Genomic DNA, 19,164 nt, shown 5'->3' on the forward strand with positions numbered 1-19,164 from the left:
TCCTCCCAGGTGCGCGCACCCCCGCTGATTCCCCGCACCCGTTCTGTGCCGACGCACCCGTTGCCGCAGGGCAGAGCGGGTGCGTGAGCACAGAACGGGTGCGGGAATCGACGGGGCAGACGCGAGCGCGCCGCACAGCGGAGGTGTCTGTCGTGCGGCGCGCTCGATGGACTACGCGTCGGCGGCGGCCGCCGCGAACTGCGCGTTGTACAGGCGGTAGTACGGTCCGCGTTCCTCGAGCAGGCGCTCGTGCGTGCCGTGTTCGACGATGCGGCCCGCCTCCATGACGACGATCAGGTCGGCGTCGCGGATGGTGGACAGACGGTGCGCGATCACGAAGCTGGTGCGATCGCGGCGCAGGGCCGCGGTCGCGTGCTGCACCAGCAGTTCGGTGCGGGTGTCGACCGAGCTGGTCGCCTCGTCCAGGATCAGGATGGACGGCTTCGCGAGGAACGCCCGCGCGATGGTGATCAGCTGCTTCTCGCCGGCGCTGACGCCGGAACCCTCCTCATCGATGATCGTGTCGTAGCCCTCGGGCAACGCGTGCACGAACCGGTCGACGTAGGCCGCGCGGGCCGCGGCGAGGATGTCTTCCTCGCTGGCGGTCGGGCTGCCGTAGGCGATGTTCTCCCGGATGGTTCCCTTGAACAACCAGGTGTCCTGCAACACCATGCCGATCCGGGAACGCAGGTGATCGCGGGTGATCCGGGTGATGTCGACACCGTCGATGGTGATGGTGCCGGAGTCCAGTTCGTAGAACCGCATCAGCAGGTTCACCAGCGTGGTCTTGCCCGCGCCGGTCGGGCCGACGATGGCGATCACGTGCCCGGGCTCGGCGATCAGCGAAAGCCGTTCGATCACCGGCTTTTCCGGTTCGTAGCGGAAGGAGATGCCCTCGAACTCGACCTCGCCGCGATCCACCGGACGAACGTCGGGCTGCTCCGGATCGGGGCTCTCCTCCTCGGCGTCGAGGATCTCGAAGATCCGTTCGGCCGAAGCGACACCGGACTGCAGCAGGTTGGCCATCGCGCCGATCTGGGTGAGCGGCTGGCTGAACTGACGCGAGTACTGGATGAATGCCTGCACCTCGCCGAGCGAGAGCTGACCGGTCGCGACCCGCAGGCCGCCGACCAGCGCCACCAGCACGAAGTTCACGTTCCCGAGGAACATGATCGCGGGCATGATCAGGCCGGAGATGAACTGCGCCTTGAAACTCGACTGGTAGAGCTGCTCGTTGCGCTCGTCGAACTCCTGCCCGACCTCGCGGCTGCGGCCGAACGCGGTGACGATCTCGTGACCGGTGTAGGCCTCCTCGACCTGAGCGTTTACCACGCCGGTGTACTTCCACTGGTCCACGAAATGCGGCTTGGACCGCTTGGCGATCTGCGCGGTGACGATGATCGCCGCGGGCACCGTGAGCAGCGCGATCAGGGCGAGCAGCCAGGAGATCCAGAACATCATGCCGAGGATGCCGATCACGGTGAACACCGAGACGATCAGCTGGCTCATGGTCTGCTGCAGGCTCTGCGACACGTTGTCCACGTCGTTGGTGACCCGGCTGAGCACGTCGCCGCGCGGCTGAGAGTCGAAGTAGCGCAGCGGGAGCCGATGGATCTTGTCTTCGATGTCGCTGCGCAGCCGCTTCACCGTCCGGTTGATCACGATGTTCAGCAGGAAGGCCTGCAGCCAGCCGAACAGTGCCGCGCCGATGTACAGCGCGAGCACCACCATGAGCACCCGGCCGACCGCGTCGAAATCGACGCCGACGCCCGGCACCACATCCATCGAACTCAACATGTCGGCGAAAGTGCTGTCACCCCTGGACCGCAGGAACTCGACCGCCTGCTCCTTGGTGGTGCCCGGCGGGAACTTCAGCTGCTTACCGACGACCCCGTCGAAGACCAGGTTGGTGGCTTTGCCGAGCATGTACGGTCCGAGGGTGTTCAGCACCACCGAGGCGATGGCGAGCACGACGACGGCCCAGACGTACTTCTTCTCCGGTGCGAGCCTGCGCAGCAGGCGCTTCAGTGACGGTCCGAACGATTTCGCCTTGGCGTCCGGCGCACCCGGACCGGGCATTCCTGGCCTCATCGAACCTCCTCCGCGCTCAGCTGGGATGCGACGATCTCCTGATATTCCTTGCAGTCGCGCATCAGCTGCTCATGGCTGCCGACGCCGGCCATCTCGCCGTCTTCGAGCACCACGATCTGGTCCGCGTCGCGAATGGTCGTGATGCGCTGGGCCACGATGATGACCGAGGCGTCCTTGGTCACCGGGCGCAGCGCGTCGCGCAATCGCGCGTCGGTCGCCACGTCGAGCGCGGAAAACGAGTCGTCGAACAGGTAGACGCGCGGCGCCTTCACCAGCGCCCGCGCGATCGCGAGCCGCTGGCGCTGGCCGCCCGACACCGTGGTGCCACCCTGCGCGATCGGAGTTTCCAAGCCCTGCGGCATCTCTCGCACGAAGTCGGCGGCCTGCGCGATCTCCAGACAGCGCCACAGTTCCTCGTCGGTGGCATCGGGGTTGCCGTAGCGCAGATTGCTGGCGACCGTTCCGGAGAACAGGTACGCCTTCTGCGGAATCAACCCGACCTGCGCACGCAGCAGTTCCAGATCGACGTGCCGCACATCGGTGCCGCCGAGGTACACCGCACCGTCGGTGACGTCCATCAACCGCGGAATGAGGTTGAGCAGCGTGGTCTTACCGGAACCGGTCGAGCCGACGATCGCGGTCGTGGTGCCCGGTTTCACGTGGAAGCGAATGGCTTTGAGCACCGGCTTCTCCGCGCCCGGGAAGGCGAACTCGGCGAACTGGAATTCGACGTCGGCCGGGTCACCCGCGAACGGCTGCGGCAGTTTCGGTGGCACGACCGACGATTCGGTCTCGAGCACCTCGCCGATCCGGTCGGCCGAGACCGCGGCGCGCGGCGCCATCATGGCCAGGAACGAGGCCATCATGACGGCCATCAGGATCTGCATGATGTAGGACAGCATCGCGGTGAGCGAGCCGATCTGCATGGTGCCCTCGTCGACGGCCTTGCCGCCGAACCAGATCACCGCGACCGCGGTCAGGTTGCTGATCAGCATCACCGTCGGGAACATCAACGCCATCAGCCTGCCCACGCGCAGCGCGGTCTCGGTGAGTTCATTGTTGGCGACGCCGAAACGCCAGGTCTCCTGGCGTTCCCGGACGAAAGCGCGAACCACCCGGATGCCGGTGATCTGTTCGCGCAGTACCCGGTTCACCTCGTCGATGCGGGTCTGCATGTCCCGGAAGCCGGGCACCATCCGGCTGATGATGAAGGCCATCGACAGGCCGAGCACCGGCACCGCGATGAGCAGCAGCCAGGACAGGCTGAAGTCCTCGCGCAGCGCCATGATGATGCCGCCGATGCACATGATCGGGGCCATCACCAGGATGGTCGCTGACATCGCGATGAGCAGCTGCACCTGCTGAATGTCGTTGGTGTTGCGGGTGATCAGCGACGGTGCGCCGAACATGCCGACTTCGCGCGCGGAAAAGGTGCCGACCCGGTGCAGCAGCGCGCCGCGCAGGTCGCGGCCCGCGCTCATCGCCGCCAGCGCGCCGAGATACACCGAGCAGGCCGAGGCGACGATCTGCACGCCGGTAACCGCGAGCATGCGCAGTCCGGTGCTCCAGATGTAGCCGATATCGCCCTTGGTCACGCCGTTGTCGATGAGGTCGGCGTTGAGGCTCGGTAGATACAGCATCGCGATCACCGAGATCAACTGCAGCACAACGACCCCGGCCAGCTGCGTGCGATAGGGGGCCAGGTAGGTACGAAGCAGTCGGATCAGCATGATGGACCGCAGGTTACCCGGCTGCCGTGACGCGCGTCACGATGACTCCTGACCAGCATGAATACCCTCCCGTCGGGGCGCTTTTCGCGCCTAAGGTGGTGACGTGCAGCGGCTATTTCGCTCGTTCTAATCCAGCCGGCGCCGATCCCCGAGTCAGCGGATGCTAGGTCTGATTCAGCGGACGCTCTCTGCGCGCCCATGCGCCCGCGTCTTCGGTGAGCGCATCAATGAACCCAGGCAGCCTATCGTCGGCTATGTCATCGATCGACACGTTTTCCAGTACCGCACGAATATTCACGCGCAGCGCAATCCAGACCCGTTGTAGAGATTCGGCAGCGCCAGAATAGGTCACGTCCTCCGGACGCTCACCACGCACCGACGCGAGCGGTCCCTCGATCGCGCGGATCACGTCGGCGATGGAGATCTCCGCAGCCGGGCGGGCCAGCCAGTAGCCGCCGTCGGGCCCGCGCCTGCTGATCACGAGTTCGGCGCGGCGCAGGTCGCTGAGCACGGTCTCGAGCACCTTGGGCGGGATGCCCTGCGCGGTCGCGATCGCGTCCGCCTTGACGACCGGCGCCGCCGGTACGACGGGGGCGAGCCCGGACGGGGCCTGACTCAGCTGCGATGCGCGGGCGATCTCGAGCAACGTCCGCACCGCGTAGTCGACCTTCGCGGTGATGTGCACAGCGACTCCTGGCGATGTACGGCGTTTCCGGTCAAGTAGCTGCAATCTACGCGCAATCTCGCGCGGTGAGTACGCACGTCGCCGCGTCCAGCAACGTGGCTTCCACCAGGCCGTCGTCGGCGCCGGGCGCGAACTCCTTGGACATCAACGCGACCCCGAGCATCGCGAGCGCCGCGCTGGCGCGCAGCTTGGCTTCGTCGGTCGGGTCCGGACCGGCCAGCCATTCGCGCAGCGCCTGGTCGTCGTCGACGAGATCGGGATGCCGGTCGGCGACCGCGTTGACGATCGTCACGGTGTCGCGCAGCACCAGCGCGCCGGCGTCGCGGTGCGACACCATGCCGCGCAGGTAGTTCCGCAGCACGTCCCGAATGGTGTCCGGGTCGTGCGGTCGCTGCTCGATGTCGACCACGACCGAGCGCAGGTGGTCGATGATCGGATCGATGATGGCGTGCAGCAATTCGAGCTTGGAAGCGTAGTGATAGTAGAGCGATGCCTTTGTGATTCCCACCGCATCGGCGACCTCACGCAGACTCGTCTGCTCGAATCCTTTGTCGCCGAATAGCTTCACCGCGGCATCGCGGATCGCGGATTTAGTGCCCCGACCAGCGACAATGCCGTCGGGGGTGGAACGGGCAGCCATCGGATGATCCTCTCACCACTAGTGCGCCGGGCTAACCATGCCGGAGAAATTGAGGTTGTACCTCCGCTTATCGCTCGGATAGTCTACCTACCGCACGGTAGGCAGAAAGCGTCAGTGGAGGCGGGGACGGCAGGGCAACCCCGCGAGTAGCTGTCTCCGGCTCTGAATTCATCACGCCTCAGCACCGCTAGGAGACCCTTCGTGTCCGTGTATCTATACAGATGGGGGAAGTTCGCCTTCCGCCGGAAATGGATCGTGCTACCTGTCTGGCTGCTGCTGTTCTTGCTGCTCGGCGGCCTCGGCGCGCAGTTGAGCAAGCCGATGAGCAATGACTTCAGCATGCCGGATCTGCCCTCGGCACGCGCCAACGACATTCTGGACAAGCACTTTCCGGGCGCTTCGGCCGCCTTCAAATTCGACGCGGTCACCGGCACCTATGTGATCGGCGCGCCCGCGGGACAGAAACTCACCGACCCGGCCAACCGCGCCGCGCTCGACGCGTTCATCGCCAAGCTCGGCGAACTCGACATCGTCGATCACAGCAAGCCGGTCATGAATCCGGTCGAGGCGGCCGAGAAGATGGGCTGCCTGGCCAACCCCGACCCCGCGACCTGCAGCGGCGCACCGCTGAACGTGCTCAGCAAGACCGCGCCCGACTCGGTCGCGGTGCTGAACGTGCCGTTCACCATCAAGAAGTTCACCGACGTCACCGACAAGGAGCGCGACGCCGCGTACGCCGTGGCCTCCGACGCGCGCAATGCCGGGCTCGATGTCGAGATGAGCGGCTCGATCGCGATGAAGCAGCAGGCGCCCAGCGGCAAGTCCGAGATGATCGGCATGGGCGTGGCGCTGATCGTGATGATCGTGGCGTTCGGTGCGATCGTCGCCGCCTTCGTGCCGATCGTGACCGCGATCGTGGGCCTCGGTGCGGCCACCTCGCTGATCATGCTGGGCACCTCGGCGATCGAGATCCCGAGCTTCACCACCTTCCTCGCCTCGATGATCGGCATCGCGCTGTCCATCGACTACGCGCTGTTCATCGTCTCCCGTTACAAACACGAACTCGCAGTACAGGATTCGCCCGAAGAAGCCGCGGGCACGGCGCTCGGCACCGCGGGTTCGGCGGTGGTGTTCGCCGGCCTGACGGTGATCATCGCGCTCGCCGGGTTGAGCATCGTCGGCGTGCAGTTCCTGACCTTCATGGGTCTGGGTGGCGCCATCGCCGCCGGCTTCGCGGTGCTCACCGCGATCACGCTGATGCCCGCGCTGCTCGGCGCGTTCGGCCGGTTCCTGTTCAAACCGAAGCTGCCGCTCGTCGCCAAGCACGACCCCGAAGACGACAACTCGGTCACCATGGGCATGCGCTTCGGCCGGTTGATCGGCAAGGCGCCGTGGGTCGCGTTGATCCTGAGCGTCGTGGTGCTCGGTGCGCTCGCCGCACCGGCCGCCGGACTGAACCTCGGCCTGCCCGGTGACGACAGCCAGCCGAAGACCTCGACCATCCGCAAGGCCTACGAGCTGCGTACCGCCGGGTTCGGCGAGGGCAGCAACGGCGTGCTGAACGTGGCGGCCGACCTGTCCGACGTGCCGGTCGAGGTCCGCGAGACCGCGGTCAAGGCGTTGCGGGACAAGCTCGCCGCCTACCCGGGCATGGACTACGTGACCGCACCGAAGTGGAGCGAGGACAAACAGGGCGTGCTGCTCGACGGCGTGCCGAAGTCCGGTCCGAACAACCAGGCCACCAAGGATCTGGTCAGCGACGCCCGCGACGCGGAAGCACAGCTGAAAGCCGAATTCGGGGTGGAGTACGGCATCACGGGCAGCACGGCGATCTACGCCGATGTCGACCACGTGCTGCTCGGCAAGATCGTGCCGTACCTGGCGATCGTCGCCGGCGCCGCGTTCGTGCTGCTGATCCTGGTGTTCCGCTCGATCCTGGTGCCGCTGACCGCGGCGCTCGGCTTCCTGCTCTCGATGGCGGCCACCTTCGGCGCCACGGTGCTGATCTTCCAGCAGGGCAAGTTCGGCCTGATCGAGGACCCGCATCCGCTGGTCAGCTTCCTGCCGATCATGTTGATCGGCTTGGTGTTCGGCCTCGCGATGGACTACCAGGTGTTCCTGGTGACCCGCATGCGCGAGGAGTTCGTCAAGGGCAAGTCCCCGACCGAGGCGGTCGTCGCCGGTTACCACCACGGTGCCCGCGTGGTGACCTCGGCCGCGGTCATCATGATCTCGGTGTTCGGCTCGTTCCTGCTGGAAACCGACGTGACGGCGAAGTCGTTCGGCTTCGCGCTGGCGGCCGGCGTGCTGTTCGACGCCTTCATCGTCCGGATGATCCTGATCCCGTCGCTGCTGGTGCTGATGGGCAAGTGGGGCTGGTGGATGCCGAAGTGGCTGGACCGGATCCTGCCCGATATCGACGTGGAGGGTACGAAGCTGCGCGAACTGCAGCAGCGCTCGGCCGTCCCGGCGAAGGAACCGGTCGCCGTCAGCTGACCTGGCCCGATTCGGCCCCGCATGCGAATTTCGCGTGCGGGGCCGAGTCATATCCAGCGCCGGTTCTTGATCTTGTGACTGGTCCGCAGCAGACTCAGAAGAAGTTCGACTCTCCAGCTCGGTAGTTCCGCGGGCGCTGTCGGCCCGCGCGCTTGTCGCTCGATCCGATCCGGCACGACCCGATCACCGCGAGGAGAACCCTGTGTCCGTGTATCTATACCGGTGGGGAAAGTTCGCCTTCCGGCACAAGTGGCTGGTACTGCCCATCTGGATCGCCCTGTTCCTGGTGCTCGGCGGGCTCGGCACCCAGCTGAAGGAGCCGATGAGCGACGACTTCAGCATGCCGAACCTGCCCTCGGAACGGGCGACGCAGATTCTCGACCAGCACTTCCCCGGCATGTCGGCGGCCTTCAAATTCGACGCCGTCACGGGAACCTACGTGATCGGCGCACCACCCGGGCAGAAGCTCACCGACCCGGTCAATCGGCAGTCCATCGACGCGCTGCTGGACAAGCTGAACCAACTCGACATCGTCGACCACAGCAAGCCGATCACCAATCCGATCACGGCCACCGAGCAGCTGGGCTGCCTGGTCGCCCAGCCGGACCCGGCCAAATGCAGCGGCGCCCCGTTGAACGTGCTCAACAAGACCGAGCCCGAGACCGTCGCCTTCTTCAGCGTCCCGTTCACCATCAAGGAATTCACCGAGATCACCGCCGACAATCGCAAGGCGGCCTACGACGTGGCCGATCAGGCGCGCGCCGCCGGGTTGACGGTGGAGCTGAGCGGCACGATCGCGATGGAGCAGCAGGCGCCCAGCGGCAAGTCCGAACTCATCGGCATGGCCGTGGCGCTGGTCGTGATGATCGTGGCGTTCGGCGCGATCGTCGCCGCCTTCGTGCCGATCATCACCGCGATCGTCGGGCTCAGCGCCGCCACCTCGCTGATCTTCCTCGGCACCGCGTTCCTGTCGATCCCGAGCTTCACCACCTTCCTCGCCTCGATGATCGGCATCGCGCTGTCCATCGACTACGCGCTGTTCATCGTCTCGCGCTACAAACACGAACTCGCAGTACAGGATTCACCCGAAGAAGCGGCCGGAACCGCACTCGGCACCGCCGGATCAGCGGTGGTGTTCGCCGGGCTGACGGTCATCATCGCCTTGGTCGGGCTGGCCATCGTCGGCGTTCGATTCCTGACCTTCATGGGTCTCGGCGGCGCGGTCGCCGCCGGGTTCGCGGTGCTCACCGCGATCACGCTGATGCCCGCGCTGCTCGGCGCGTTCGGCCGGTTCCTGTTCAAGCCGAAGCTGCCGCTCATCGCCCAGCACGACCCGGAAGACGACGACTCGGTCACCAACGGCATGCGCTTCGCCCAGCTCATCGGCAAGGCGCCCGCGGTGGCGCTGATCCTGAGCGTGGTGGTGCTCGGCCTGCTCGCCCTGCCCGCGGTGCACATGAATCTCGGGCTCCCCGGCGAGGACAGCATGCCGAAGACCTCGACCGTCCGGAAGGCCTACGAGCTGCGCACGTCCGGGTTCGGCGAGGGCAGCAACGGCGTACTGCAGATCGCGGTCGATCTCACCGGCGTGGCACCGGACAGGCGCACCGACGCGTTGAACTCGTTGCGCTCGGAGCTGACCTCGTATCCGGATATGGACTACGTGACCGAACCGCAGCTGAGCCAGGACGGGCAGGGCGCGCTGATCAACGGCGTACCCAAGTCGGGCCCGAACGACCAGACCACCAAGGACCTGGTCCGGGACGCGCGCGACGCCGAGGGCAGGCTCGATGCCGAATACGGGATGAAGTACGGCATCACCGGGACCACCGCGATCTACGCCGATATCGACCATGTGCTGCTCAGCAAGATCGTGCCGTACATGGCCATTGTCGCGGGCGCGGCGTTCGTGCTGCTGATCCTGGTCTTCCGCTCGATCCTGGTGCCGCTCACCGGCGCGCTGGGGTTCCTGCTCTCCATGGCGGCCACCTTCGGTGCGACCGTGCTGATCTTCCAGGAGGGCAAGCTCGGCCTGATCCAGGACCCGCGGGCGATCGTCAGCTTCCTGCCGATCATGTTGATCGGCTTGGTGTTCGGACTCGCGATGGACTACCAGGTGTTCCTGGTGACCCGGATGCGCGAGGAATACGTGCACGGCAAGCCGCCCAAGGAGGCGATGATCAGCGGCTACCACCACGGCGCGCGGGTGGTCACCTCCGCCGCGATCATCATGATCTCGGTGTTCGGCTCGTTCCTGCTGGAGGCCGATGTCACCGCGAAGATGATGGGTTTCGCGCTCGCGGCGGGCGTGCTGTTCGACGCGTTCCTGGTCCGGATGGTGCTGATTCCGTCGCTGCTCGCGTTGCTGGGCAAGTGGGCGTGGTGGATGCCGGCCTGGCTGGACAAGATCGTGCCGGATATCGATGTGGAAGGCGCCAAACTGTTCGCGTTACGCGGGCAAGAGCACCCGAGCACCACGAAACAGCCGGTCGGCTGATCGATCCGAAACGCGCCCCCATCCGCGCACCGGGTGGGGGCGCGCCGGCGCGCTACTGACTGGGTTCGGGCAGGACGCAGTCCGACACCTTCGGATTCACGCCGAAGTAGTTGAGCGGGCCGGCGATGGTGGTGACGGCGATCGTGCCCCAGCCCGCGCAATTCGTCGGGCCACTCTGGAAATAGTGGCGCTGGCCCGCGGCCAGCAGGCCGATGACCAACCAGATGAGCAACAGCGTGCTGAACAGGCGAGTACCCGTACGACGGGAGCCCCGTGTACGGATATCGCGGGTGTCGCGGGTGTCTCGGTCGCGCATGGCATCGCTTCCTTCCGTGCTCCCCACCTGGAGATACCCGGGCGCGACCCACTTATGCTGGGCTTTTCCTATTGACTCGGCTGCGGCACGTTGCAGTCGGGCACCTTCGGGTTCACCCCGACGTAGTTGAGCGGGCCCGCGAGCACGGTGAGCGCTATGTTGCCGAAGCCCGCACAGTTGATCGGGCCGCTGTCGAAGTAATGGCGCTGGCCCGCGGCGATCACGCCGATCACGAACCAGAGCACGACGATCACGCTTCCAAGTCTCATTACTGCCTCGTTCGTCGGCGCATCTCGAGCAACGTCATTATCTGGTGGTCGGCCGCGACGCGCCCAACACGACAGGACGGTCTGTTGTGTCGCCGAGACGCGGCCGACCTCGCACCCGGAGACCGGATGCGAGGTCGTCGCCGCAGGGTCCGGCCGGTGCGCGCCGGCTCAGTGGATCACGGTCGGTGGATTACGGACTCGGTTGCGGCACATTGCAATCGTCGACCTTCGGGTTCACGCCCATGTAGTTGAGCGGGCCCGCGATCACCGTGACCGCGATCGTGCCGAAGCCCGCGCAGTTCACCGGGCCGCTGTCGAAGTAGTCCCGCTGGGCCGCGGCGATGACGCCGATCAGCAACCAGATCAAGACAATAATGCTTCCGATTCTCATATTTCTCTCGCTCATCGGTCTCGAGCGGACAGTTCGACGGCGCATACGGCATCTCGTCCTTCCCGCAACTTGCTACCCGGCGTATACCCCGGTTCGCCCGAAATATCCGCTCCGCCCGAACTATTGCTCGCCGGCTCGATCCCGCAGGCGCGTCCCGCCTTTCGGCGCAGGTCAGCGGGGGTTCAGGCGCGGCGATCCGGTGACGGGGGAACACGCATGGCACGCGGTTCCACGCGGCAGCAGGATGCGGCGCCGGGGCCGTCGCACCCCTGTGCCGGACCCTTTCAGCAGGGCGCGCCACCGCCGCGCGGCGTCGACCTGGACGGGCACACCGTCGTGCTGCGACCGAATCCGCCAAAAGACAGGTGACTTTTCCATAGCGGGCCGCACCGCGCACCGATCGATGAGAATGAGTCGATGGACGAAAAGTGGCGGCAATTCGGCGAGCACTTGATTTCCTCCCCCGGCCAGTTGTCGAGCGAAATTCGGCGAAAGATCAGGCAACGCACCGCCATCGGTGACAGCGCCGGCGATATTCCGGCCGAACTGGCCGCCTTCGCCGATCTGGTCGCGCAGCACTCGTACCGATCCACCGCGGACACCATCGCCGGACTCACCGCGGCGGGACACAACGACGACCAGATCTTCGAGGCCGCGGCCCTCGCGGCCTACGGCGCGGCCGATCGGCGGCTACGTGCGGCCCGGCGCGCCTGGGAAGGACACTGAAATGTGGCTCGGCGCAGTCGAATCCGGACATGACCGGGTAACGCGGACCGTGCTCGGGGGCATCCGGCGGTCCAGCCGAATGGAACCGCCCGCGGTGCTCAAACTCCTGTTCTACCGGCATCGCTTCTTCGGCACGCCCCTGTCGGACATGTTCCAGCAGTCGTTGCGCGGTCCGTCGTTCTGGACCGTGGCCGAACGCGAAATCTTCGCCACCGCAACGTCGGAGGCGAACGAATGCCCGTTCTGCTACTCCGCGCATCACGCGATCGCGGGCGCCTACATCGACATCGGCGTGGTGGATGGCGCGCTGACCGGCAACGGGGACTCGCCCCTGCGCCCCGAAGCGCAGGCGATGATCGAATTCCTGCGGCGGATGACCCGCGATCCCGACGGCCTGACGCCGGCCGATGCCGACAAGGTGCGGCAGGCGGGCGTCTCGGCCGAAGCCTTCGAAGAGGCCGTCTGGGTGGGCACGTTCTTCAACGTGATCAACCGGATGCTGAACACCTTCGGCGCCCCGGCACTGGACGAGCGCGGATCCCGGGTCGGCGCCCGATTCATCAAATCCTTCGGTTACCGGGTTCCGGCGCCGATTAGGCTCTTCTCACGCGGTACCTGAACCGCCTGGATCGCCCGTATGCCCACCTGTCCGAGGAGGTAGCACGATGCGTAGGTCCATTGCTCGAATTATCGTGAGTGGTGTCGCTCTGACCGCCTTCGGCGCGGTGCTCGCGGTACCGGCCACCGCCGACGTGGCCGATGTCAGCGTCGCCGTCGGCGCCGAAGGTCTGCTGACCGGGTGCCGGTACACGGTCACGGCGGGGGTCACCGACGCGGTGATTGCGCCGGGTTCGGTGTTCTTCGTACTATCCGGCGGGGTCGTTCCCGGCAACGGGGAACGCATCCCCGGCGAGGCCGTGCACCACCCGGAGAACAACACGGTCACCGCAACCTGGACGCCGACGCGCGTCGGCCGCCAGAACCTCGTCGCCATCCAGAGCGAGCCCGGCCGCTACACCTCGACCAAGTTCACCTCCATCGAGGTGATCGGCACCGGACTCGACACCGGAAGTTCCTGTCAGCGCATCTCCTGACGGTAGTCAGCGGAAGTCGGCGACGTGATCGGCCGCCCACTGCGCGTAGGTGCGGGCGGGCGGTCCGGTGACCTGCTCCACCGTGGTGGTCGACGGCCCCGGTGTCTCGACCGTCGCGGCCGGGCCCGCCAGCACGAAGTCGGCGTATTCCGTTGGTGGCCAGGTCATTTCCCGCCTGGCCCGTTCGGGCGTGATCTCTTCCCAGGAATCTGCGTACGTTCACCGATTACGGCTTCACCGAACGCATCGTCGAACCGACCATCCCACCCCCCGGGTCACCTACGCGCTGACACCGATGGGCGCCGAATTGGCCGAGCAGCTGCACGGTCTGCTCACCTGGGTCGGTGCGCACGCGGAGAGCATCGTGCGATCCCGCTCCGATGGATCGAGCGCGGCGGCAGGTGGTTGAGTCATGCAGGATGCGTTCGTTAGGCGTCGTACGCGATGGCCTTGAAAGCTGCCGCGCCGCGCGCCGCGCGCCGCTCCGAGAAGCCTTCTGCTGCAACTGGATCAAAGTTCTTAGTGGCTTTTGCGGTATCAGATGGGGCAGGCTCAGCCGCCGGTTGCGCGTGCAGACCGTCACCCGCGGAAATCCGAGTCATGGTAGTTGCTCGGACTATTCGGGCGGCAGGCCCAGGAAGGAGCGAGCCCCGGCCTGGCGCGACGTAGGACGGAATGCCGCGTGCCTACTCGCCGCCACGACATCGTTGTGGCAGCGGGTAAGAATATGCGGGTTACGCAGCGCCGCAACCCCTGCCGATCGGTGGGCGAACTGCACCACCTCGAGTGCCGCGTCGACCGCCGCACCCACCGCCATCGACACCTCGGCCTGCACCGCGGGCGGCACCGCCCCGGCAACGGCGCTCTGCCACAGGAATTCGGTGCGTTCGAACAGGTAGGCGCGTGCTGCACCGAGTCGCGTCAGCATGGTGCCCAGGTGATCTTGGAAGACCGGGTCCTCAGCGAGCGAATGCCGTTGCCCGGAGGGAACTCTGGTCGAGGACAGCAGACGGAGTTCGTCGAGGGCCCGGGCCGCGACGCCGAGCGGTACCGCGGCCAACAGCGATCCCAACGCGAAGAACGGGATCGCCGCGAGCGGATCCGCCGACCAGCGGGGTGCGCCGAACAACGTCGTCGACCGATGCATCGGCACGGTGAGCCGCTCCGCCGCGACGTCGTGACTGCCGGTCGCGCGCAACCCGAGCACATCCCAGTTGCGGATGATGCGGGCCTGGTTCGCAGGGAAGAACGCGACGCGCGCGCCGGGTGCGCCGCCGTCGGCCGATACGACCTGAATGCCGCCGAGAAACCAAGTCGCGGCAGTGCATCCGCTGGCGAACGGCCACCGGCCGGACACCTCGAAGTCGTCACCGTGCTGTCGAGCCTGGCCCAGCGGCGGGAAACCGCCTGCAATCACGAGGTTTTCGGAGTCGGCCGCAATGATCCGCGCCTCTCGTTCAGCGACGCCGGACAGCAGCGACGCGCCCGCGTTCGCCACCGCCGTGCACCATCCGGTCGAGCCGTCGGCGAACGCGAGCCGCTCGACGATGGCCACGATCAGAGGCAGCGGGGTGCCCGATCCACCCAATTCCGAAGGCAGACAGAGCCGATAGAGGCCCGCCCGGCGCGCTGCCCGAACCACCTCGTCCGGCAGTCGGTCTCGGTCGATCGGCTCGTCGGCCAGCGCCCTGGCCAGCTCGGCCACCTCCGCAGTCGCAGTCAGCGCCGGGTCGTCTATCGGCGGCGATGTCGCTACGCTCATTTCACTATCCCCTTAGGTTAGTCAATATACCTGTAGGGTGACGGTCGTGGAGGACGATGTCAAGGGTTCGCGCCCCTACCGGTCCCCGAAACGCGCGGAGCAGGCGGCCGCCACGCGCGCGGAGATCGTCGCGGCGGCGCATCGACTGTTCGTCGCCGAGGGCTACGTGCGCACGACCCTCGCCGATATCGCGGCAGCCGCGGGTGTCGCCGTGCCCACCGTCAAACTCGCCTTCGGCAACAAGCGGTCGGTGCTGCTCGCGGCGTGGGACCGAGCGGTCAAAAGCGGACCCGACCCACGGCCGGTCACCGAGCAGGAATGGTTCCAAGAAATACTCGCCGCACCGGACGCGCACCAGCATCTGCGGCTGCAGGCCACCCATTCGCGGGCAGTGAAAGGCAGAATCGCGCCCTTGCTCGAGGTCATCCGGGCCGCCGCGGCCGCGGACGCCGATATCGACGCGCTGTGGACGAAGATGCAGGACGAGTTCCGCGAGAATCAGCGTCAGACCATCAAAGCGCTACAGCGGAAAGGAAACCTGCGCCGCGGACTCAACGAGGAGACGGCGACAGACCTGCTGTACACCCTCAACCATCCGACGGTTTACAGCATGCTCGTCGGGCAATTGGGGTGGCCGGGGGAGAAATACGATAAATGGTTGGCAGACACGCTGATCGAGCAATTACTCGAGCCGAGATCGGCAGACGAGCGAAGGTGAAGTCCCTCGCTGCCGAGGGACTTCGCTTTCGGAGCCGAGGGGGTGCATGCTTGCAGAGCCGCACCGACTTCACGGGCGGGTGGCATGGACCGCCCACAGGGTGTAGCGGTCCATGGCGTGCCGCTCGATCTTAACTTCCGTGAAATGTGCTGCGCGACAAAGGTTTGCGAAGGCTTCGGCTTGTTCTCCGGTCCATCCGTGGCTGCTCAGGCCGGTGGCGTCGGCCTGCACCGCCCGCTCGACCGTGAGGAATCGGCCGCCGGGTTGCAGCGCGCGGTACGCCTCGGCCAGGCCCCCGGTGACATCGGGCCAGTGATGCACGGTGGCCACTGCCCACGCCACGGTGACCGCGCCGTCGGGCAGCGGGAGATTCTCCGCGACTCCTGTTGCCCAGCGAATTGTTTTCCCGCGCACAAAGACTCGGGCCAGGCGCAGCATCGAAGCGGACGGATCGATGCCGGTCACCCGTGCCCCGCGGCGCGCGGCCGCCTGCACCGCGCCGCCGGGCCCGCATCCGATATCCAGGACATGGTCGGCCTCGGTCACCTCGGCCAAGTCCGCCACGAGGCGGGCACGGCGACGACCCAGCGCGAGCATGACGAATCCCATTGCGAGGCCGATCGGTCCGGCGAAACCGCGGTGGTCGGCGTGATGGTTGACGACGGGAGCCAGTGGGGCATTCATGGTGGGTCTCCTCGGAAGTGGTTGTCTCCCGCCACCTTGCAGGTTCAAGTCGACTTGAAGTCAAATAGTGGGATGGATCTGATCCCGATCGGTCAGGCCGCGGCGATACTCGGCATGACCACGTCGGCACTGCGCTACTACGACGAACGCGGCTTGGTGTGCCCGACCACCCGCACCGGCGGCAAACGGATGTACAACACCGACCAGATGCGCCGCCTCGCCTTCATCAAGGTCGCGCAAAGCCTCGGCTTGCCGCTGGACACCGCCGGCGCCGTCCTCGACGCCCCCAGTCCCGAATGGCGCGACCTGCTCGCCCAGCAGATCACCGACCTCGACCGAGTCATCACCCAAGCCCGAACCGCCCAAACCTTCCTCACCCACGCCCTGCACTGCCCCGCCGACCACCCCGCCCGCGACTGCCCCACCATGCGCACCGCCCTGGACCAACTCCTGGCCGGCACCCCACTCTCCCAACTCACCGCCGAAACCCCCTGACCCCCGTTTCGGCATAGTGGAGGTATGGCTACTGCTACCTGGAACGGCACTGTCATCGCGCAGAGCGACAAGACCGAGGTCGTCGAAGGAAACCACTACTTCCCCATCGACTCGGTCAAGACCGACCTGCTGAGGGACTCCGACACGCACACCATCTGCCCGTGGAAAGGCACCGCCAGCTACTACACCATCGAAGTCGACGGCGAACGCAACGAAGACGCCGCCTGGTACTACCCCGAAACCAAGGACGCCGCCAAAAACATCAAGGGCTACGTCGCCTTCTGGCGCGGCGTCCAGATCGAAGACTGACCAACGAAGGAGCCCCGCAGGCCTCGGTCAGCGGGCTCGCTTCGCAGAACAAGAAGCCCCGCACCTGTCGGAACAGGGCGGGGCTTTGGCGGTGGCGGAGGGATTTGAACCCTCGGAGGGGGGTTACCCCTCACACGCTTTCGAGGCGTGCTCCTTAGGCCGCTCGGACACGCCACCGCCGACAACCATACCGGACCCTGGGCTGATCGTTAAATCCGCAGGGAGAGGGGGTGGGGGGTCAGCGTTGGGTGTGGAAGAAGGTGGTCAGGAGGGTGGTGCAGTCGGACTCGAGGATGCCGCCGCGGACCTGCGGGCGGTGGTTGAGGCGTTGGTCACGCACCACGTCCCAGAGCGAGCCGACGGCACCGGTCTTGGGTTCCCATGCGCCGAAGAGGAGCCGGGACACCCGAGCGAGTACCAGGGCGCCCGCGCACATGGTGCACGGCTCGAGGGTGACGGCGAGGGTGGCGCCTTCCAGACGCCAGCCATCGCCGTGCACCTCGGCCGCGCGACGCAGCGCCAGGACCTCGGCGTGCGCGGTGGGATCACCGAGCGCCTCCCTGGCGTTCGCCGCGCGGGCGAGTTCCCTTCCGGTGGAATCGAATACGACGGCACCGACGGGGACGTCGCGGGGGTCCGCGGCGGCGGCCGCGGCGATCGCGGCGCGCACCATGTCGGTATCGGAAGGGAAGTCCGCGCCCACGTCAGCGCGGCAGCTTGTCCAGCACCGCCGAGAGTTCGTCGGCGAAGCCGAGCCGTTGGGCGATCATGCCGAGCTGTTCGTCCGGGTAGAGGTCGGTTTCGGCGAGGATGACGCTCAGCACCGGTTCGGGCAGACCCAGATCGGCGAGCACGCCGAGGTCGCCCTCCTCCCACGGCTCGATGTCGTCGAGCTCGTCGGGGTCGATGTCGGGGATTTCCACGTTCAGTGCTTCGAGCACGTCGGCGGCGATGTCGTAATCAATGGCGGCCGTCGCGTCCGATACCAGCATCCTGGTGCCACTCGGCGCGGGGCGAACCACGATGAAGAACTCGTCGTCGATGTCGAGCAGGCCGAATACCGCACCCGAGCTGCGCAAAGCCTTCAGTTCGTTTTCCGCTGCGGACAAATCGGTGAGTGCCGCCTGGCTCAGCGGGCTGCACCGCCATTTGCCGTCTTCGCGGACAACCGCCACTGCGAACCCTTCTACGTCGTCGTAATCGTCCGACGTCGCCCTATTCGTGCCCGAGCGCTGTGCTGCCATGGCCGCAACGGTAGTCTGCTCGAGCGGAAATGTTGAAGTCGTATGCGAATCTGTTGGGGTGACTGCTGCCCCGAAAGCCTCCGTTTGTGTCCTCGGAACCGGTTTGATCGGCGGTTCTCTGCTGCGTGCCGCGGTCGCGGCCGGCTATGACGCTTGGGGTTTCAACCGTTCGGCGACCGGCGCGGGCGCGGCGCGGGCCGACGGATTCGATGTCACCGAAGACCTGCCCGCCGCACTCGCCAGAGCCGCTGCGGCCGACGCGCTGCTGGTTCTCGCGGTGCCGATGCCCGCGGTCGGGCCGCTGCTCTCCGCGGTCGCGACGTTCGCGCCGCACTGCGCGCTGACCGACGTGGTGAGTGTCAAAGGCCCGGTCGCGGCGGCGGTGCGCAAGGAAGGACTGGCGACCCGCTACGTCGGCGGCCATCCGATGGCGGGCACGGCCGAATCCGGCTGGGCCGCTACCGATCCCGATCTTTTCCGGGACGCCGTCTGGGCGGTCGGCGTGGACGAGGGCACCCGGGCCGAACCGTGGACCAGGGTGACCCGGTTGGCCCTGGACTGCGGCGCGGTGGTCGTGCCGGTGGTCGCCGACGAGCACGACCGCGCGGTGGCCAGGATCTCGCATCTGCCGCATGTGCTGGCCGAGGCGCTGGCGGTGGCCGGTGCGGCAGGCGGCGATCTCGCGTTGGGTCTGGCGGCCGGTTCTTTCCGCGACGGCACCCGGGTCGCGGGCACCGCACCCGATCTGGTGCGTGCCATTTGTGAACCGAATTCCGGCGCGCTGCTCGACGTGCTCGAGGAAACGCTCACGCTGCTCGGCGCGGCCCGCGACACACTGCGCGCCGACAATTCCCTGGCCGAGCTGGTCGAGGCGGGACACGACGCCAGGCAACGCTACGAAACCGCGCAACGCTGGGAAATCACCGATATCCGCCCCGGCGACCACAATTGGCTGGCGAAGTTGCGCGACGCGGGACAACGCGGCGGCGTCATCACGCAACTGGACTAGTGCCGCGT

The 19,164-nt window shown here is 66.6% G+C and carries 21 protein-coding genes and 1 tRNA gene; 9 read left to right on the plus strand and 13 right to left on the minus strand.

Translation table 11 applies throughout. From position 1 onward, the window contains the following. Positions 1–171: 171 nt before the first annotated feature. The 4 genes from NBRGI_RS09875 to NBRGI_RS09890 form a co-directional block, all read right to left on the minus strand. A complete protein-coding gene (locus NBRGI_RS09875) occupies positions 172–2,091 on the minus strand; it encodes an ABC transporter ATP-binding protein (RefSeq protein ID WP_029894735.1) in 1,920 nt (639 codons plus the stop codon). Next, the gene (locus tag NBRGI_RS09880) at positions 2,088–3,821 is read right to left on the minus strand and encodes an ABC transporter ATP-binding protein (RefSeq protein ID WP_029894737.1); all 1,734 of its coding nucleotides are present in this window, start codon (positions 3,819–3,821) and stop codon (positions 2,088–2,090) included. The genes NBRGI_RS09875 and NBRGI_RS09880 overlap by 4 nt, the downstream gene beginning before the upstream one ends. A gap of 163 nt (positions 3,822–3,984) precedes the next feature. Beyond that, the gene (locus NBRGI_RS09885; protein WP_029894739.1) at positions 3,985–4,506 is read right to left on the minus strand and encodes an RrF2 family transcriptional regulator; all 522 of its coding nucleotides are present in this window, start codon (positions 4,504–4,506) and stop codon (positions 3,985–3,987) included. A 46-nt stretch (positions 4,507–4,552) separates the two neighbouring features. Then, positions 4,553–5,146 (minus strand): TetR/AcrR family transcriptional regulator, encoded by a 594-nt coding sequence (locus tag NBRGI_RS09890; protein ID WP_029894741.1) that lies wholly within the window; start codon positions 5,144–5,146, stop codon positions 4,553–4,555. A 201-nt stretch (positions 5,147–5,347) separates the two neighbouring features. Here NBRGI_RS09890 and NBRGI_RS09895 point away from each other — a divergent pair, with 201 nt between their 5' ends. After that, a complete protein-coding gene (locus tag NBRGI_RS09895; protein ID WP_029894743.1) occupies positions 5,348–7,642 on the plus strand; it encodes an MMPL family transporter in 2,295 nt (764 codons plus the stop codon). 202 nt (positions 7,643–7,844) lie between these two features. After that, complete coding sequence (locus tag NBRGI_RS09900; RefSeq protein ID WP_029894745.1) at positions 7,845–10,139, plus strand: MMPL family transporter; 2,295 nt, start codon at positions 7,845–7,847, stop codon at positions 10,137–10,139. A 52-nt stretch (positions 10,140–10,191) separates the two neighbouring features. Here NBRGI_RS09900 and NBRGI_RS09905 read toward each other — a convergent pair whose 3' ends face one another. The 3 genes from NBRGI_RS09905 to NBRGI_RS09915 all read right to left on the minus strand — a co-directional run bounded on the left by NBRGI_RS09905 (position 10,192) and on the right by NBRGI_RS09915 (position 11,115). Next, the gene (locus NBRGI_RS09905; RefSeq protein ID WP_226887552.1) at positions 10,192–10,455 is read right to left on the minus strand and encodes a hypothetical protein; all 264 of its coding nucleotides are present in this window, start codon (positions 10,453–10,455) and stop codon (positions 10,192–10,194) included. A 68-nt stretch (positions 10,456–10,523) separates the two neighbouring features. After that, positions 10,524–10,724 (minus strand): hypothetical protein, encoded by a 201-nt coding sequence (locus NBRGI_RS09910; protein ID WP_029894749.1) that lies wholly within the window; start codon positions 10,722–10,724, stop codon positions 10,524–10,526. A 190-nt stretch (positions 10,725–10,914) separates the two neighbouring features. Next, entirely contained in the window at positions 10,915–11,115 is a 201-nt protein-coding gene (locus tag NBRGI_RS09915; protein WP_029894752.1) for a hypothetical protein, read from the minus strand. A gap of 417 nt (positions 11,116–11,532) precedes the next feature. Here NBRGI_RS09915 and NBRGI_RS09920 point away from each other — a divergent pair, with 417 nt between their 5' ends. The 3 genes from NBRGI_RS09920 to NBRGI_RS09930 all read left to right on the plus strand — a co-directional run bounded on the left by NBRGI_RS09920 (position 11,533) and on the right by NBRGI_RS09930 (position 12,935). Beyond that, positions 11,533–11,841 carry a hypothetical protein gene (locus tag NBRGI_RS09920; RefSeq protein ID WP_029894754.1) on the plus strand — a complete coding sequence of 103 codons (309 nt, stop codon included), beginning with the start codon at positions 11,533–11,535 and terminating at the stop codon, positions 11,839–11,841. Position 11,842: 1 nt separating this feature from the next. Next, a complete protein-coding gene (locus NBRGI_RS45070) occupies positions 11,843–12,460 on the plus strand; it encodes a carboxymuconolactone decarboxylase family protein (RefSeq protein WP_051727633.1) in 618 nt (205 codons plus the stop codon). Positions 12,461–12,533: 73 nt separating this feature from the next. Continuing rightward, positions 12,534–12,935, plus strand: a complete 402-nt coding sequence (locus tag NBRGI_RS09930) for a hypothetical protein (RefSeq protein WP_029894757.1) — start codon at positions 12,534–12,536, stop codon at positions 12,933–12,935. A 6-nt stretch (positions 12,936–12,941) separates the two neighbouring features. Here the strand turns inward: NBRGI_RS09930 and NBRGI_RS46285 are convergent, their stop codons facing one another. Both NBRGI_RS46285 and NBRGI_RS09945 read right to left on the minus strand, forming a co-directional pair. After that, positions 12,942–13,103 carry a hypothetical protein gene (locus NBRGI_RS46285; protein ID WP_162836665.1) on the minus strand — a complete coding sequence of 54 codons (162 nt, stop codon included), beginning with the start codon at positions 13,101–13,103 and terminating at the stop codon, positions 12,942–12,944. A gap of 448 nt (positions 13,104–13,551) precedes the next feature. Next, positions 13,552–14,697 carry an acyl-CoA dehydrogenase family protein gene (locus NBRGI_RS09945; RefSeq protein ID WP_081877982.1) on the minus strand — a complete coding sequence of 382 codons (1,146 nt, stop codon included), beginning with the start codon at positions 14,695–14,697 and terminating at the stop codon, positions 13,552–13,554. Positions 14,698–14,743: 46 nt separating this feature from the next. Between NBRGI_RS09945 and NBRGI_RS09950 the strand changes: the two genes are divergently transcribed. Then, the gene (locus NBRGI_RS09950; protein ID WP_051727634.1) at positions 14,744–15,415 is read left to right on the plus strand and encodes a TetR/AcrR family transcriptional regulator; all 672 of its coding nucleotides are present in this window, start codon (positions 14,744–14,746) and stop codon (positions 15,413–15,415) included. Between the two features lie 69 nt (positions 15,416–15,484). Here NBRGI_RS09950 and NBRGI_RS09955 read toward each other — a convergent pair whose 3' ends face one another. Beyond that, a complete protein-coding gene (locus tag NBRGI_RS09955; protein WP_029894763.1) occupies positions 15,485–16,099 on the minus strand; it encodes a class I SAM-dependent methyltransferase in 615 nt (204 codons plus the stop codon). Between the two features lie 72 nt (positions 16,100–16,171). Here NBRGI_RS09955 and NBRGI_RS49595 point away from each other — a divergent pair, with 72 nt between their 5' ends. Beyond that, positions 16,172–16,594: a helix-turn-helix domain-containing protein gene (locus NBRGI_RS49595; RefSeq protein WP_029894764.1), complete on the plus strand. Its 423-nt coding sequence runs from the start codon at positions 16,172–16,174 to the stop codon at positions 16,592–16,594. Between the two features lie 24 nt (positions 16,595–16,618). Continuing rightward, positions 16,619–16,903 (plus strand): DUF427 domain-containing protein, encoded by a 285-nt coding sequence (locus NBRGI_RS09965; protein WP_029894766.1) that lies wholly within the window; start codon positions 16,619–16,621, stop codon positions 16,901–16,903. Between the two features lie 86 nt (positions 16,904–16,989). On the opposite strand, the gene NBRGI_RS09970 is transcribed toward NBRGI_RS09965, so the two are convergent. The 3 genes from NBRGI_RS09970 to NBRGI_RS09980 all read right to left on the minus strand — a co-directional run bounded on the left by NBRGI_RS09970 (position 16,990) and on the right by NBRGI_RS09980 (position 18,147). Continuing rightward, positions 16,990–17,080 (minus strand) — tRNA-Ser (locus tag NBRGI_RS09970). Positions 17,081–17,141: 61 nt separating this feature from the next. Further along, positions 17,142–17,576 (minus strand): nucleoside deaminase, encoded by a 435-nt coding sequence (locus NBRGI_RS09975; RefSeq protein WP_029894767.1) that lies wholly within the window; start codon positions 17,574–17,576, stop codon positions 17,142–17,144. Positions 17,577–17,607: 31 nt separating this feature from the next. After that, the gene (locus NBRGI_RS09980; protein WP_029894770.1) at positions 17,608–18,147 is read right to left on the minus strand and encodes a tRNA adenosine deaminase-associated protein; all 540 of its coding nucleotides are present in this window, start codon (positions 18,145–18,147) and stop codon (positions 17,608–17,610) included. Here NBRGI_RS09980 and NBRGI_RS09985 point away from each other — a divergent pair. Continuing rightward, complete coding sequence (locus tag NBRGI_RS09985) at positions 18,146–19,156, plus strand: prephenate dehydrogenase (protein WP_200882146.1); 1,011 nt, start codon at positions 18,146–18,148, stop codon at positions 19,154–19,156. The genes NBRGI_RS09980 and NBRGI_RS09985 overlap by 2 nt on opposite strands. The last annotated feature ends 8 nt before the right edge of the window (positions 19,157–19,164 follow it).

Origin of the sequence: Nocardia brasiliensis IFM 10847, assembly GCF_000710915.1 — a bacterium.
GTDB classification, from domain to species: Bacteria; Actinomycetota; Actinomycetes; order Mycobacteriales; family Mycobacteriaceae; genus Nocardia; species Nocardia brasiliensis_A.

Excerpts from the sequence above, each read along its gene's own strand:
- NBRGI_RS09915 (WP_029894752.1), bottom strand. The coding sequence starts at position 11,115 with ATGAGAATCGGAAGCATTATTGTCTTGATCTGGTTGCTGATCGGCGTC.
- NBRGI_RS09980 (WP_029894770.1), bottom strand. The coding sequence starts at position 18,147 with ATGGCAGCACAGCGCTCGGGCACGAATAGGGCGACGTCGGACGATTAC.
- NBRGI_RS46285 (WP_162836665.1), bottom strand. The coding sequence starts at position 13,103 with ATGACCTGGCCACCAACGGAATACGCCGACTTCGTGCTGGCGGGCCCG.
- NBRGI_RS09905 (WP_226887552.1), bottom strand. The coding sequence starts at position 10,455 with ATGCGCGACCGAGACACCCGCGACACCCGCGATATCCGTACACGGGGC.
- NBRGI_RS45070 (WP_051727633.1), top strand. The coding sequence starts at position 11,843 with ATGTGGCTCGGCGCAGTCGAATCCGGACATGACCGGGTAACGCGGACC.
- NBRGI_RS49595 (WP_029894764.1), top strand. The coding sequence starts at position 16,172 with ATGGATCTGATCCCGATCGGTCAGGCCGCGGCGATACTCGGCATGACC.
- NBRGI_RS09965 (WP_029894766.1), top strand. The coding sequence starts at position 16,619 with ATGGCTACTGCTACCTGGAACGGCACTGTCATCGCGCAGAGCGACAAG.
- NBRGI_RS09985 (WP_200882146.1), top strand. The coding sequence starts at position 18,146 with ATGGCCGCAACGGTAGTCTGCTCGAGCGGAAATGTTGAAGTCGTATGC.
- NBRGI_RS09955 (WP_029894763.1), bottom strand. The coding sequence starts at position 16,099 with ATGAATGCCCCACTGGCTCCCGTCGTCAACCATCACGCCGACCACCGC.
- NBRGI_RS09975 (WP_029894767.1), bottom strand. The coding sequence starts at position 17,576 with ATGGTGCGCGCCGCGATCGCCGCGGCCGCCGCCGCGGACCCCCGCGAC.
- NBRGI_RS09875 (WP_029894735.1), bottom strand. The coding sequence starts at position 2,091 with ATGAGGCCAGGAATGCCCGGTCCGGGTGCGCCGGACGCCAAGGCGAAA.
- NBRGI_RS09920 (WP_029894754.1), top strand. The coding sequence starts at position 11,533 with ATGGACGAAAAGTGGCGGCAATTCGGCGAGCACTTGATTTCCTCCCCC.
- NBRGI_RS09880 (WP_029894737.1), bottom strand. The coding sequence starts at position 3,821 with ATGCTGATCCGACTGCTTCGTACCTACCTGGCCCCCTATCGCACGCAG.
- NBRGI_RS09910 (WP_029894749.1), bottom strand. The coding sequence starts at position 10,724 with ATGAGACTTGGAAGCGTGATCGTCGTGCTCTGGTTCGTGATCGGCGTG.
- NBRGI_RS09890 (WP_029894741.1), bottom strand. The coding sequence starts at position 5,146 with ATGGCTGCCCGTTCCACCCCCGACGGCATTGTCGCTGGTCGGGGCACT.
- NBRGI_RS09945 (WP_081877982.1), bottom strand. The coding sequence starts at position 14,697 with ATGAGCGTAGCGACATCGCCGCCGATAGACGACCCGGCGCTGACTGCG.